Source organism: Curtobacterium sp. MCLR17_044, assembly GCF_003234435.1.
Lineage (GTDB): Bacteria > Actinomycetota > Actinomycetes > Actinomycetales > Microbacteriaceae > Curtobacterium > Curtobacterium flaccumfaciens.
This window is the reverse complement of the sequence record NZ_QKTC01000005.1, coordinates 56,007-70,275: the sequence shown is the minus strand read 5'-3', so window position 1 is coordinate 70,275 and position 14,269 is coordinate 56,007. Positions and strand designations below refer to the sequence as shown.

Sequence of the window (14,269 nt, the reverse complement as noted above, 5' to 3'; positions counted from 1 at the left end):
CCGGATCTGCGGGAACCACTGAACGAACGTTAGGAATGATGCTGTGCCGTTGACTGCCGAGGTCAAGGACGAACTGGCCAGGGTCGCCGTGAACCGCAACACGGTCCGCGCCGCCGAACTGGCCACGATCCTCCGGTTCGCTGGTGGTCTGCACGTCATCTCGGGCCGCATCGCGGTCGAGGTCGAGCTCGACACCCGGATCATCGTGCACCGGGTCCGCAAGGACCTCGCCGAGCTCTACGGCGTGCGCAGCGAGGCGTCGGTGGGCTCGTCCGCGTCCGCCCGCCGCGGGACCCGCTACCTGGTCCGCGTGCTCGAGGCGGGGGAGACCCTCGCCCGCCAGACCGGCCTGATGGACGCCCGTCGCCGCCCGGTCCGCGGCCTGCCGAACCGCCTCACCACGGGCAACCGTGAGGACCTCGCCGCCATCTGGCGCGGCGCCTTCCTCGCCTCCGGCACCCTGACCGACCCGGGTCGGGCCGCAGCGCTCGAGGTCACCTGCCCCGGCAACGAGGCCGCGATGGCCCTCGTCGGTGCCGCCTCGCGTCTCGGGGTCGCCGCGAAGGGCCGCGAGGTCCGTGGGGTGCACCGCGTCGTCATCCGCGACGGCGAGGCCATCGGTCAGATACTGACCGTCATGGGTGCAGCGCGCACCACCGCCGACTGGGAGGAGATGCGCCAGCGTCGCGAGGTCCGCGCGACCGCGAACCGCCTGGTCAACTTCGACGACGCGAACCTCCGCCGTTCCGCGCAGGCCGCCGTGGCCGCCTGCGCCCGGGTCGAGCGTGCGCTCGAGATCCTCGGCGACGAGGTCCCCGACCACCTGCAGTACGCCGGCACGCTGCGCCTGCAGCACCGCGACGCGTCGCTCGACGAGCTCGGCCAGCACGCGGACCCGCCCATGACCAAGGACGCCATCGCCGGCCGCATCCGTCGCCTGCTGGCGATGGCCGACAAGCGGGCCTCCGACCTGGGCATCCCGGGCACCGAAGCGAGCGTTCCCGAGGAGCTCGAAGGGGCCTGAGAGCGGTCTGTCGACCCTGCGGACGGGAGGCGCGGTGCCAGCTGGCACCGCGCCTCCCGTCCGTTTCCCGGCCCGTTCTCGGACCCGTTCCCGGCCTGGTCGGCGACCGTCCGGACGGACCGTCATCCCGCTCGGGCACGCAGTGTCCGACTGCTAGGGTCGTTACGGCGACGTTACGGGGCGTATCGTCCACCACACGCGGGCCCGCCAGGGTGCGCGACTCCCGAAAGCAGCGCCCCCTGGGCGCTCCACACTCACCAGGAGATCCATTGACCGTCAAGATCGGTATCAACGGCTTCGGCCGCATCGGCCGTAACTTCTTCCGGGCCGCCCTCGCGAAGGGCTCCGACCTCGAGATCGTGGCGGTGAACGACCTCACCGACAACGCGTCGCTCGCCAACCTGCTGAAGTTCGACTCCATCACGGGCCGTCTCGGCGTCTCCGTCGAGCTCGACGGCGACAACATCGTCGTCGACGGCAAGGCCATCAAGGTCCTCGCCGAGCGCGACCCCGCCAACCTCCCCTGGGGCGAGCTGGGTGTCGACATCGTCATCGAGTCGACCGGGTTCTTCACCAAGGCCGCCGATGCGCAGAAGCACATCGACGCCGGCGCCAAGAAGGTCATCATCTCCGCCCCGGCCTCGGGTGACGACGTCACCATCGTGCTCGGCGTGAACGAGGACCAGTACGACGCGGCGAACCACCACATCATCTCGAACGCGTCCTGCACCACGAACAGCCTCGCGCCGCTCGCCAAGGTGTTCCACGACAAGTTCGGCATCGAGCGTGGCCTGATGACGACGGTGCACGCCTACACCGCCGACCAGAACCTGCAGGACGGCCCGCACAAGGACCCCCGTCGTGCCCGTGCCGCCGCGCTGAACATCGTCCCGACCTCGACCGGTGCCGCCAAGGCCATCGGCCAGGTCATGCCGGAGCTCGCCGGCAAGCTCGACGGCTTCGCGCTGCGCGTCCCGGTCCCCACCGGCTCGATCACCGACCTCACCCTCGAGACCAAGTCCGAGGTCACCGTCGACGAGATCAACGCCGCCTACAAGGAGGCCGCAGAAGGCCCCCTCAAGGGCATCCTGCTCTACAGCGAGGACCCGCTGGTGTCGACCGACATCACCACGGACCCGCACTCCTCGATCTACGACTCCGGCCTGACCAAGGTCATCGGCGGCCTCGTGAAGATCACCTCGTGGTACGACAACGAGTGGGGCTACTCGAACCGCCTCGTCGACCTCACCGAGTACGTCGGCGAGCGTCTGTAACACATGGCCCTCCGCACCCTCGAGGACCTCGGCGACCTCGCCGGCAAGCGCGTCGTCGTCCGTTGTGACCTGAACGTCCCGCTCAAGGACGGCACGATCACGGACGACGGCCGCGTCCGCGCGTCGCTGACCACGTTGAACACCCTCGTCAACGCCGGCGCTCGCGTCATCGTGATCTCGCACCTGGGCCGCCCCGACGGGGAGCCCAAGGCCGAGTTCTCGCTCGCACCGGTGGCCCAGCGGCTCTCCGAGCTGCTCGGCAAAGAGGTCACGTTCGTCGGCGAGACCGTCGGCGACGAAGCGACCGCCGCGGCCGAGGCCCTCGAGGACGGCGACGTCCTGCTGCTCGAGAACCTCCGCTTCAACCCGGAGGAGACCTCGAAGGACGCCGCCGAGCGCGGTGCCTTCGCGGACCGCATCGCCGCCCTCGGTGACGCCTTCGTCTCCGACGGCTTCGGTGTCGTGCACCGCAAGCAGGCCTCGGTCTACGAGCTCGCGTCCGCACTGCCCAGTGCGGCCGGTTCGTTGATCGAGACCGAGCTGCGCGTGCTCGAGCGCCTGACCAAGGACCCGGAGCGGCCGTACACGGTCGTGCTCGGCGGGTCGAAGGTCAGCGACAAGCTCGGTGTCATCGACCACATCCTGCCGAAGGTCGACACCCTCTGCATCGGTGGCGGCATGCTCTTCACGTTCCTCGCGGCCCAGGGCCACGGGGTCGCGAAGTCGCTGCTCGAGGCGGACCAGCTCGACGTCGTCCGCGAGTACCTCTCGCGGGCGAAGGAGCTCGGTGTCACCATCGACCTGCCGACCGACGTCGTGGTGGCCTCCGCCTTCGCGGCCGACGCCGACCACGAGACCGTGGCGGCCGACGCCATCGAGTCCTCGTCGTTCGGTACGGACGGCATCGGCCTCGACATCGGCCCGGAGACCGCTGCGCGGTTCGCCTCGGCCGTCTCGGGTTCGAAGACCGTGTTCTGGAACGGCCCGATGGGCGTGTTCGAGTTCCCGGCCTTCGCCGCCGGCACGAAGACCGTCGCGCAGGCGCTCACCGAGGTCGACGGCCTCGGCGTCGTCGGTGGTGGCGACTCCGCTGCCGCCGTGCGGTCGCTCGGATTCTCGGACGACCAGTTCGGCCACATCTCGACCGGTGGCGGTGCGAGCCTCGAGTTCCTCGAGGGCAAGTCGCTGCCCGGTCTCGAAGCACTGGGGTGGACCGCATGAGCCGCACGCCGTTGATCGCGGGCAACTGGAAGATGAACCTGGACCACCTCCAGGCGATCGCCACCGTGCAGAAGCTCGCGTGGACGCTCAAGGACGCCCGGCACGACTTCGACGACGTCGAGGTCGCGGTGTTCCCGCCGTTCACCGACCTGCGGAGCGTGCAGACGCTCATCTCGGCCGACAAGCTGCCGATCCACTTCGGTGCGCAGGACCTGTCGCAGTTCGACTCCGGTGCCTACACCGGTGACGTCTCCGGCGCGTTCCTCGCCGCGCTCGACGCCCAGTACGTCATCGTCGGCCACTCCGAGCGGCGCACGCTGCACGGTGAGACCGACGAGGTCGTCGCGGCGAAGACCGCAGCGGCCGTCAAGCACGGCCTCGTCCCCGTGGTGTGCGTCGGCGAGACCGGCGAGCAGCGCGAGGAGCGCGGCGCCGGTGTCGTGCCGGTCGAGCAGCTCCGCGTCGTGCTCGACGCGGTCAAGCCAGCCGACATCGTCGTGGCCTACGAGCCCGTCTGGGCCATCGGCTCCGGCCAGGCCGCCACGGCTGAGCAGGCGCAGGACGAGTGCGCGGCCATCCGTCGTGGCATCGCCGCAGCCTGGGGCGACCAGGCTGCTGCCGACACCCGAGTGCTCTACGGCGGCTCGGTCAAGTCGGGCAACATCGCGGGGTTCCTCCGCGAGCCCGACATCGACGGCGCGCTCGTCGGTGGCGCTTCGCTCGACGTGCAGGAGTTCGCGGCCATCGCCCGGTTCCGTCAGCACGTCGGGCTGTAGTCCACAGGCGTCGTCGCGGGCAGTCGTCCGCACCACTCCCGTCCAGGTGCCGGCCGTGCTCCGCGCGGCCGGTACACTGGTACGGCTGACTGACACGAAAGGTACGTCGTGGCGATACTCTCCGTCGTGCTGCAGGTCCTGCTCGCAATCACGAGCCTCCTGCTCACGCTCCTCATCCTGCTGCACAAGGGCCGCGGTGGTGGCCTCTCCGACATGTTCGGCGGTGGGGTCACGAGCAACCTCGGTGCGTCCGGCGTGGCCGAGCGCAACCTCAACCGCATCACGGTGATCCTCGGTCTGGTCTGGATCGTCTCCATCATCGTGCTCGGTCTCATCAACAAGTTCACGGCGGGGGTCTGATCCATGGCAAGCGGAGGCAGTGCAATCCGAGGGTCTCGCGTCGGCGCGGGACCGATGGGCGAACAGGACCGCGGGGTCCAGGCAGAGCGCGTGGCGATCTCGTACTGGGACGCCCTGGGCAACGAGGTCGTGCGGTACTTCGCCGCGAACCTGCCCGACGAGGAGATCCCCGAGACGGTGGACTCGCCGTCGAGCGGTCTGCCGGCCGGGCGCGACAAGGAGAACCCTCCCGTGGTCTCCAAGACGGAGCCCTACAAGACCCACCTCGCGTACGTGAAGGAACGCCGCACCGAAGAAGAGGCAGCGCAGCTTCTCGAGGACGCGCTCCAGCAGCTCCGAGAGCGTCGCGGCACCGCGGCGAAGAAGAGCTAGCGCACACACGCTGACGAAGGCCCCTGCACCGATGGTGCGGGGGCCTTCGTGTGTCCGGGGCACGGGCGGCTCGCTCGCCGAGTGGTCACGACATGCCGCGTGCGGTGCGCGGTGGTGGCGCGAACCGTCGGTTGCAGGCGCCGCGGCCGACAGTTCGTGACCACTCGGCGTCGGGCCGGCAGGGTGTCGCGACCGGTCGGCGCCCGAGGTGCCGCGCGGAGTGCCGGGCGCCCGAGTGGTCATGACACGCCGCGTGCGTAGCGCGGTGGTGGTACGAACCGTCGCGTGCGGAGCCCGCGGCCGACAGTTCGTGCCCCCTCGGCGTCGTGCCGGCGCGGAGTCGCGGCCGTTCGGCACCGGGGTGCCGCGTCCGGGTGCCGCGCGGAATGCCGGTTCGCCGAGGGGTCACGACACGCCGTGTGCGGTGCGCGCTGGTGGCGCGTTCTGTCGCCTGCGGCGCCCGCGGCCGACAGTTCGTGCCCACTCGTCGTCGTGTCGGCGGGGTGTCACGACCACTCGGCGTCGCTCGGCGCCGAGGTGCCGCGCGGAGTGGCGGTTCGCCGAGTGGTCACGACACGCCGCGTCCGGTGCGTCGTGGTGGCACGTTCTGTCGCCTGCGGCGCCCGCGGCCGACAGTTCGTGCCCGCTCGACGCAGGGGCTCGGGCGCGGCGCGCAGTGGGCGCAGTGGGCGCGACCACAGACGGACGGGAGGCCCGGTGCCAGCTGGCACCGGGCCTCCCGTCCGTCAGGAACGCGCGTCTAGTACGTCGACGCGATCAGGTTCTCGGGGACGTCGCGCGCGGCGTCCTGGTCCACGAAGAAGACGGTGCGCTTGCGACCCTGCACGCCACCGACGGGGACGTCCTCGATCGACGCACCCGCGAGGGCCAGCCCGAGGACCGAGGCCTTCTCGGCACCGGAGAGGATCACCCAGACGCGCTGCGAGGCGTTGATCACCGGGAAGGTGACGGTCAGACGCTGCGGCGGCGGCTTGGGGGAGTCGTCGACCGACACGACGGCACGGTCGGTGACCGTGAGTTGCGGGAACTCCGGGAAGAGCGAGGCGGTGTGCCCGTCAGGGCCGACACCGAGCAGCGTGATGTCGAAGCGCGGAGCGACGGCACCTTCGGGCGCGGCGTCCTGCAGCTCGCGCTCGTACTGGGTCGCTGCGGCCTCGATGTCGAGCCCCCCGTCCGAGGCCGGCATCGGGTGGATGTTCGACGCGGGGATGTCGACGTGGTCGAAGAAGTCGGTCTGCGTGCCGATCGTGTTGCGGTCGGCGTCGTCCGACGGGACCCAGCGCTCGTCGACCCACCAGACGTGCACCTTCGACCAGTCGACGCTCTCGCGCGCCGGCGACTGGCCGATCGCGGCGAGGACGAGGGAGGACACCGAGCCACCGCTGATCGCGATGTCGGCGCGCTCCTGCTCGTCGAGCACGTCGATGATCTTGGTGATGAAGCGTGCGGCGACCGAAGCGCCGAGGGCCTGCTTGTCCGGGTGCACGAGCACCCGCCGTTCGTTGGTCACGTGACTCCCGTGTTCGTGGCGGCCGATCGGTCGTCCGACCGCCTTCGGTCCGGTCGGGCCGCCTGCACCAGACAGGCGGCCCGACCGTGTGGGGTGTTGATCAGCGGGCGATGGTCTCGCGCAGCTGGGGCACCCCGTGCTTGACGACGTCTCCGAAGAGGACGTCCGGGTCGAGTCTACGGAGTTCCTCGGCCAGGCAGTCGCGCAGGTTGCGGCGTGGCAGCGACAGGTCGTGCGTCGGCTGCCCGGGCATCGAGAGCGTCGCGACGTCCACCAGGGAACGCTCGAGCTCGATGGTGCCGGACTCGCGGACGAGCTTCACGCCGTGGATGCCGCTCGACCCCGTCGCGCGCGGCGACGTGACGACGGACACCGGCACCTGGAGCTGCAGCTGCAGCCAGGCGGCGAGGAGGATCGTCGACGGGCTGTCGGACGCTCCGGAGACCTCGACGGCGGTGATCGGCTCGTACGGCGGCTGGTCGAGCGCCGCGGCGAGCTGGTTCCGCCACAGGGTCAGACGGGTCCACGCGAAGTCGGTGTCGCCCGGTACGTAGGACGCACCGAGCGCCTCGATCGCGCCGTTGGGGTCCTTCTGCGCGGCCGCGTCGGTGATCCGTCGCTGCGCGATGCGGCCGAGGGCCGACGCCGCGGGCTGCTCGGGAGCGGTCTGCGGCCACCAGGCCACGACGGGTGCGTCCGGCAGCAGGAGGCCGGTGACCAGGCTCTCTTCGTCGGTCGCGGTCTCGCCGTACGCACGGAGGACGATGACCTCGCTCGCACCCGCGTCGCTGCCGACGCGGATCTGCGCGTCGAGGCGCCCGGGGGACTTCGTGTCACCGCTGTTCTTCGAGACGATGATCACGCGCATCGGGTGCTCGCGGGACGCCTCGTTGGCCGCCTCGATCGCCTCTTCCTCGTGGCCGAGGGCCGTCGAGATGATGAGGGTCAGCACACGGCCGAGGGCGACGGCGCCGCCCTCCTCGCGGATGCGGACGAGCTTCTTCTGGATCTTCGACACCGTGGTGTCGGGCATGTCGATCTTCACGGACGCCTCCAGGTCCGACCGTCGCGGGCGAGCAGGGCGTCGGCGGATGCCGGACCCCACGTGCCGGGACGGTACTGCTCGGGCTGGCCCTGCGTGGCCCAGAACTCCTCGATGGGGTCGAGGATCTTCCAGGACAGCTCGACCTCCTGGTGCCGCGGGAACAGCGGCGGGTCACCGAGGAGCACGTCGAGGATGAGTCGCTCGTACGCCTCGGGGGATGCTTCGGTGAACGCGTGGCCGTAGCCGAAGTCCATCGTCACGTCGCGCACCTGGGTGCCGACGCCGGGGACCTTCGAGCCGAAGCGGAGCGTGACGCCCTCGTCCGGCTGGACACGGATGACGAGCGCGTTCTGGCCGAGCGGGGACTGCGTGTTGCCGTAGACGTCCTCGGGGACGCGCTTGAACACGATCGCGATCTCGGTCACACGACGACCCAGACGCTTGCCGGCGCGCAGGTAGAACGGGACGCCCTGCCAGCGACGCGTGGCGATGTCGAGCTTGATCGCCGCGTAGGTCTCGGTGCCGGACTCGGGGTTCATCCCGGCCTCTTCGAGGAAGCCGAGCACCTTCTCGCCGCCCTGCCAGCCGCCGTCGTACTGCCCGCGGGCGGTGGCGGTCGACAGGTCCTCGGGCAGACGGACGGCGGAGAGCACCTTCTCCTTCTCGGCACGCAGGTCGGCGGCCTTGAACGAGACGGGCTCCTCCATCGCGGTGAGCGCGAGGAGCTGCAGCAGGTGGTTCTGGATGACGTCGCGCGCAGCACCGATGCCGTCGTAGTACGCGGCACGCCCGGCGACGCCGATGTCCTCGGCCATCGTGATCTGCACGTGGTCGACGTAGTTCGAGTTCCAGATGGGTTCGTACATCTGGTTCGCGAACCGGAGCGTCAGCAGGTTCTGGACGGTCTCCTTGCCGAGGTAGTGGTCGATGCGGAACACGTCGTCGGGCGCGAAGACGCTCTCGACGATCGCGTTGAGCTCGCGCGCGGTGCGGAGGTCGGAACCGAACGGCTTCTCGACGACCACGCGGCTCCAGGAGCCCTCGCGCTTCTCGGTCAGCCCGGACAGCTTCAGCTGCTCGGTGACGACCGGGAACATCTTCGGCGGGATGGACAGGTAGAACGCGTGGTTGCCCAGCGTCCCGCGCTCGGCGTCGAGGTCGTCGACGGTGCGCTTGAGCTCGCGGAACGCCTCGGGGTCGTCGAACGAGCCCTGGACGAAGCGGATGCCCTGTTCGAGCTGACGCCAGACGTCCTCGTCGAACGGGGTGCGCGAGTGCTCCTTGACGGCGTCGTGGACGAGCTGGGAGAAGTCTTGGTCCTCCCAGTCGCGACGAGCGAACCCGACGAGCGCGAACCCCGGGGGCAGGAGCCCCCGGTTGGCCAGGTCGTAGACCGCGGGCATCAGCTTCTTGCGTGACAGGTCGCCCGTCACGCCGAAGATGATGAGCGTGCTCGGTCCCGCGATCCGGTTCAGTCGACGATCCGTCGGCAGCCGGAGCGGGTTGCGCTCCGGGGTGATTGCCACCGGTGACATGAGTCGGTGAACTCCTTACGAGTCAGTGGGAGACGGCGGACGCGATCGCCGCGGTGGCGGCGTGGACGTCCGACGTGGTGAGGGTGAGGACCGGCCGGTCGTGCTCGGCGAGGACACTCGCGTCGCCGGCGGCCTGGGCCCGGAGGAGCTGCCCGAACGTGAACGGCCGACCCGGGATCGCCAGGTCGTCCGCTTCGTCGGCCACGATCTGCAGGAACACTCCCGTGGCGGGGCCGCCCTTGTGGTACTGGCCGGTCGAGTGCAGGAACCGGGGGCCGTACCCGAAGGTGACGGGGCGCTCCGTGCGCGCCGCGATCGCGTCGCGCAGCGACTCGAGGCCGCTGTTCGTGGTGCGGTCGACGTACGCCTGCACCGACACGTAGCCGGTCGGGTCGAGTGCGGACAGGAGGCCCGACACGGCTTCCGAGAGCGTCGCACCGACCGCGAGTCCGGGCGTCGCGTGCACGGCGATGCCGTCCTCGGAGAACGCCGACTCGGCAGGAACGGGGCGGTCGTCGAGCAGCGCGCGGGTCGCGACCTTGGCGGCCTCGACGTCGGGCTGGTCGAACGGGTTGATGCCGAGCAGGCGACCGGCGACCGCGACGGCGTACTCCCAGACGAGGATCTGGCCACCGAGCGTGCCGGTGATCTCGACCTCTCCCTCGGCCACGTGACGCTCGTCCTCGCGCGAACCGACCAGGCGGATGACCTGGACGTCGGGCAGGCCGGCGGTGACCTCGGGGGAGTCCGTGTGCAGCACGACGGGCAGCAGGCCGCGGCCGTCCTTGCCGGTCGACTCCGCGATCAGCTGTTCGACCCAGTCGCCGAAACCGACGATGTGCGTACCGTCGGGCACGATGGCGATCTTGTCACGCAGCGGCTCCGTGCCGGCGAGGACCGCACCGAGCACGAGCCCGGGGTTCTCGTCCAGGTCGACCGAGAGCAGCGCGGAGATCGCGTCGGCCTCGTCGAGGAGCTCGGCGATGTCCGCTCCCGCGAGCCCGGACGGCACGAGGCCGAAGGCGGTGAGCGCGGAGTAGCGGCCGCCGACCGTGGGGTCGGCGGTGAAGACGCGGTAGCCGGCGTCGATCGCAGCGGCCTCGAGCGCGGAGCCCGGGTCGGTGACGACGACGATGCGGCGGGCCGGGTCGATGCCGGCGTCGCGGAAGGCCTGCTCGTAGACACGGCGCTGCGAATCGGTCTCGAGCGTCGAGCCGGACTTCGACGAGACCACGAGCACGGTGCGCTCGAGGTCGGTCGTCACGGCCGCGCGGACCTGTGCGGGGTCGGTCGAGTCGAGGACCGTGAGGGGCACGCCGGCGGTGCGCGTGATGACCTCGGGTGCGAGGGACGAGCCGCCCATGCCGGCGAGGACGACGTGGTCGACCCCTTCGGCACGGAGCGACTCGCGCAGCGCGGTCACCTCGGCGACGAGCGGGCGGGAGACCGAGACGGCCTCCACCCAGCCGAGGCGCTTCGACGCCTCGGCCTCGGCGGTGGTTCCCCACAGATCGGCGTCCTGGGCGGTGATGCCCGAGGCCACCAGGTCAGCGACGAGCCGCGGGACCACCTGTTCGATGGCCCGCGCGGCGTCGCCGCTGGCTGCGATGGAAACCGTCACTACTTGGCGCCCTCGAGCGCTGCCTTGACGGTGTCGACGAGCTCGCCCCAGGAGACGTTGAACTTGTCCACGCCCTCCTTCTCGAGCAGTGCGACGACCTCGTCGTAGTCGACGCCCTGTGCGGCGAGCTGGTCGAGGACCTGCTGCGCCTGGTCGAACGTGCCGGCGATGGCGTCGCCGTGGATCTCACCGTGGTCGAACGTGGCGTCGAGCGTCTTGCCCGGCATCGTGTTGACGGTGTTCGGGGCGGCGAGCTCGGTCACGTAGAGCGTGTCGGGGAGCGACGGGTCCTTGACACCGGTCGAGGCCCAGAGCGGACGCTGCGTGTTGGCGCCGGACTCGAGCAGGCCGAGGGCACGCTCGGAGGCGAACGCCTCGGTCCAGACCTGGTAGGCGAGCTGCGCGTTGGCGATGCCGGCCTTCGACTTGAGGGCCTTGGCCTCGTCGGTGCCGACGGCGTCCAGGCGCTTGTCGATCTCGGAGTCGACGCGCGACACGAAGAAGGACGCGACCGAGTGGATCTTGGAGAGGTCGTGGCCGGCGGCCTTGGCCTTCTCGAGCCCACCGAGGTACGCGTCGATGACGGCGCGGTAGCGCTCGAGCGAGAAGATCAGGGTGACGTTGACGGAGATGCCGGCGCCGATGACCTCGGTGATCGCCTCGAGACCCTCGAGCGTCGCCGGGATCTTGATGAGGACGTTCTCCTTGCCGACCTTCTCGAACAGGAACTTGGCCTGCTCGATGGTCTTGGCGGTGTCGTGCGCGAGGCCCGGCTCGACCTCGATCGAGACGCGGCCGTCGAAGCCCTTGGTCTCGTCGTAGATCGGCTTGAAGACGTCGGAAGCGTTCGCGACGTCCTGCGTGGTGATCGCGAAGATCGCGTCGGTGACGTCGGTGCCCGCAGCGGCGAGCTCCTTGACCTGCGAGTCGTAGCGCTCGCCCTTGGCGAGGGCCGACGCGAAGATCGTCGGGTTCGTCGTCACGCCGACGACGTTCTTCTGCTCGATGAGCTCGGTGAGCTTGCCGGTCTCGAGGAGCTCGCGGGAGAGGTCGTCGAGCCAGATGCTCACGCCGACCGCGGAGAGGGCGGCGGTGGGGGTGTTCTCAGCCATGTGTTTCTCTTCTTCTTTCATCGACGGGTCCGTGAGGACCGTGAGTCGGGGTTTCGGGGACGGGAGGCCCGTGGCGGAACCGAGCCGGGCCTCCCGGAAGAAGGGCCGGATCCGGAAACCGGACCCGGCCCTTGCAGGTCAGGAAGCTGCGATCGATTCCTTCGCGGCGGCCACGACGTGCTCCGTCGTGAAGCCGAACTCCTTGAAGAGCGTCTGGTAGTCGGCCGAGGCACCGAAGTGCTCGATCGAGACGCTGCGGCCCTTGTCGCCGACGATGTCGCGCCAGCTCATGGCGATGCCGGCCTCGACCGACACGCGAGCGGTGACGTCCTTCGGGAGCACCTGGTCCTGGTAGTTCTCGGACTGGGCGCGGAACCACTCGATCGACGGGGCGCTCACGACGCGGGCGTTGATGCCCTCGGCCTTGAGCTGCTCGCGAGCCTCGACCGCGATCTGGACCTCGGAACCGGTCGCGATGAGGATGACGTCCGGGGTGCCGTTGGGCGCCTCGGCCAGGATGTACGCACCCTTGGCGACGTTCTTCGCCGAAGCGAAGACCTCGCCGGACGCGTCACCCTCGCCACGCTCGAACACGGGGAGGTTCTGACGGCTCAGCGCGATGCCGGCCGGGCGGTCGGTGTGCTTGAGCATCTCGAGCCACGCGTACGCGACCTCGTTGGCGTCGGCCGGGCGGACGACGTCGAGACCGGGGATCGCACGGAGCGACGAGACCTGCTCGATCGGCTGGTGCGTCGGGCCGTCCTCGCCGAGGGCGATGGAGTCGTGGGTCCAGACGTAGATCGCCGGCGCCTGCATGAGCGCGGCGAGACGGACCGCCGGACGCATGTAGTCGCTGAAGATGAGGAACGTGCCACCGAAGGGGCGGGTGTTCCCGTGCAGGACGATGCCGTTGAGGATCGAGCCCATGGCGTGCTCGCGGATGCCGAAGTGCAGCACGCGGCCGTACGGGTCGGTGCTCCACGTCGACGTCGAGGCCTCGGCCGGACCGAAGGACTTGGCACCCTCGATCGTGGTGAGGTTCGACTCGGCGAGGTCGGCGGAACCGCCCCAGAACTCGGGCATCAGCGGCGCGATGGCGTTGATGACCTTGCCGGAAGCGGCACGGGTCGAGACGGCCTTGTCGGTCGGGAAGACCGGGAGCGCTGCTTCGAGGCCCTCCGGGAGCTCCTTCGACTGGACACGGTCGAACAGCGCCTTCTTGTCGGCGTTGGCCGCGGCCCACGCGTCGAAGGACTTCTGCCACTCGGCGTGCTCGGCCTGGCCCTTGGCGACGGCGCCGCGGGTGTACTCGAGGACCTCGGGCGCGACCTCGAAGGTCTTGTCGGTGTCGAAGCCGAGGATCTCCTTGAGGCCCTTGATCTCGTCGGCGCCGAGCGCCGAACCGTGGATCTTGCCCGAGTTCTGCTTGGTCGGCGACGGCCAGCCGATGATCGTCTTGAGGACGATGAGCGACGGCTTGTCGGTGACCTGCTTGGCGGCCTCGATCGCGGCGTGGAGCTCCTCGACGTCCTCGGAGTACTCGCCGGTCTTCTTCCAGTCGACGATCTGGACGTGCCAGCCGAGCGCCTCGTAGCGGTCGGCGACGCTCTCCGAGAACGCGATGTCGGTGTTGTCCTCGATCGAGATCTGGTTCGAGTCGTAGAACGCGATGAGGTTGCCGAGCTGCTGACGGCCGGCGAGCGAGCCGGACTCGTTCGTCACGCCTTCCTGCATGTCACCGTCGCCGGCGATCACGTAGGTGTAGTGGTCGAACGGCGACTGGCCGGCCGGGGTCTCCGGGTCGAACAGGCCGCGCTCGAAGCGCTGGGCGTAGGCGAAGCCGACCGAGGACGCGAGGCCCTGGCCGAGCGGGCCCGTGGTGATCTCGACACCGTCGGTGTGGCCGTACTCCGGGTGACCCGGGGTCTTCGAGCCCCACTTGCGCAGGTGCTGCAGGTCGTCGATCTCGAGCCCGTAGCCGTGCAGGTAGAACTGCACGTACTGGAGGATCGAGGCGTGACCGGCGGAGAGGATGAAGCGGTCGCGGCCGATCCAGGTGGAGTCGCTCGGGTCGCGACGCATCACCTTCTGGAAGAGCAGGTGGGCGAGCGGAGCGAGGCTCATCGCGGTGCCGGGGTGACCGTTGCCGGCGGCCTCGACCGAGTCGGCGGCGAGAACGCGGGCCGTGTCGACGGCCTTCCGGTCGATGGCGTCCCAGGTGAATTCAGCCACTTGGATGTTGACCCTTCTTGATGCGACATGTGCGAGGGCTCGTGCCATCGCACGGACATGTGGCCATCCCGGGACCGAGTCGTGTCGCCGTCTAGCGGCGGCCGACCGGCTCATCGCGGCCGACGTCATCGGGGCGCGCACTGCGGGAGGGCGTGTCCAGCATAGT

12 protein-coding genes are annotated in these 14,269 nt (G+C 69.9%); 6 read left to right on the top strand and 6 right to left on the bottom strand.

Features of this window, described 5'->3' with window-relative positions:
- The first annotated feature begins 43 nt into the window (after positions 1-43).
- The 6 genes from whiA to DEJ04_RS04700 all read left to right on the top strand — a co-directional run bounded on the left by whiA (position 44) and on the right by DEJ04_RS04700 (position 5,027).
- Positions 44-1,024, top strand: coding sequence for a DNA-binding protein WhiA (gene whiA, locus DEJ04_RS04725; RefSeq protein ID WP_111046390.1), 981 nt, complete (start codon positions 44-46; stop codon positions 1,022-1,024).
- Positions 1,025-1,293: 269 nt separating this feature from the next.
- A complete protein-coding gene (gap, locus tag DEJ04_RS04720) occupies positions 1,294-2,298 on the top strand; it encodes a type I glyceraldehyde-3-phosphate dehydrogenase (RefSeq protein WP_017887253.1) in 1,005 nt (334 codons plus the stop codon).
- Positions 2,299-2,301: 3 nt separating this feature from the next.
- Positions 2,302-3,519, top strand: a complete 1,218-nt coding sequence (locus tag DEJ04_RS04715) for a phosphoglycerate kinase (RefSeq protein WP_111046389.1) — start codon at positions 2,302-2,304, stop codon at positions 3,517-3,519.
- Positions 3,516-4,295, top strand: a complete 780-nt coding sequence (gene tpiA / locus DEJ04_RS04710) for a triose-phosphate isomerase (protein ID WP_111031855.1) — start codon at positions 3,516-3,518, stop codon at positions 4,293-4,295. Before DEJ04_RS04715 ends, tpiA begins: the two co-directional genes overlap by 4 nt.
- A 108-nt stretch (positions 4,296-4,403) precedes the next feature.
- Positions 4,404-4,655, top strand: coding sequence for a preprotein translocase subunit SecG (gene secG, locus DEJ04_RS04705; protein WP_017887256.1), 252 nt, complete (start codon positions 4,404-4,406; stop codon positions 4,653-4,655).
- A gap of 3 nt (positions 4,656-4,658) precedes the next feature.
- Positions 4,659-5,027, top strand: coding sequence for an RNA polymerase-binding protein RbpA (locus tag DEJ04_RS04700; RefSeq protein ID WP_110862753.1), 369 nt, complete (start codon positions 4,659-4,661; stop codon positions 5,025-5,027).
- Between the two features lie 760 nt (positions 5,028-5,787).
- Here DEJ04_RS04700 and pgl read toward each other — a convergent pair.
- The 6 genes from pgl to tkt all read right to left on the bottom strand — a co-directional run bounded on the left by pgl (position 5,788) and on the right by tkt (position 14,103).
- Positions 5,788-6,558 (bottom strand): 6-phosphogluconolactonase, encoded by a 771-nt coding sequence (pgl, locus tag DEJ04_RS04695; protein WP_110864544.1) that lies wholly within the window; start codon positions 6,556-6,558, stop codon positions 5,788-5,790.
- A 100-nt stretch (positions 6,559-6,658) separates the two neighbouring features.
- The gene (locus tag DEJ04_RS04690) at positions 6,659-7,603 is read right to left on the bottom strand and encodes a glucose-6-phosphate dehydrogenase assembly protein OpcA (protein ID WP_027465684.1); all 945 of its coding nucleotides are present in this window, start codon (positions 7,601-7,603) and stop codon (positions 6,659-6,661) included.
- Positions 7,600-9,138, bottom strand: a complete 1,539-nt coding sequence (gene zwf / locus DEJ04_RS04685; RefSeq protein WP_111029280.1) for a glucose-6-phosphate dehydrogenase — start codon at positions 9,136-9,138, stop codon at positions 7,600-7,602. The genes DEJ04_RS04690 and zwf overlap by 4 nt, the downstream gene beginning before the upstream one ends.
- 22 nt (positions 9,139-9,160) lie before the next feature.
- Entirely contained in the window at positions 9,161-10,759 is a 1,599-nt protein-coding gene (locus DEJ04_RS04680) for a glucose-6-phosphate isomerase (RefSeq protein ID WP_111046388.1), read from the bottom strand.
- Positions 10,759-11,871 (bottom strand): transaldolase, encoded by a 1,113-nt coding sequence (gene tal / locus DEJ04_RS04675; protein ID WP_071403753.1) that lies wholly within the window; start codon positions 11,869-11,871, stop codon positions 10,759-10,761. Before tal ends, DEJ04_RS04680 begins: the two co-directional genes overlap by 1 nt.
- A 138-nt stretch (positions 11,872-12,009) precedes the next feature.
- Positions 12,010-14,103, bottom strand: a complete 2,094-nt coding sequence (gene tkt / locus DEJ04_RS04670; RefSeq protein WP_111046387.1) for a transketolase — start codon at positions 14,101-14,103, stop codon at positions 12,010-12,012.
- Positions 14,104-14,269: the final 166 nt, after the last annotated feature.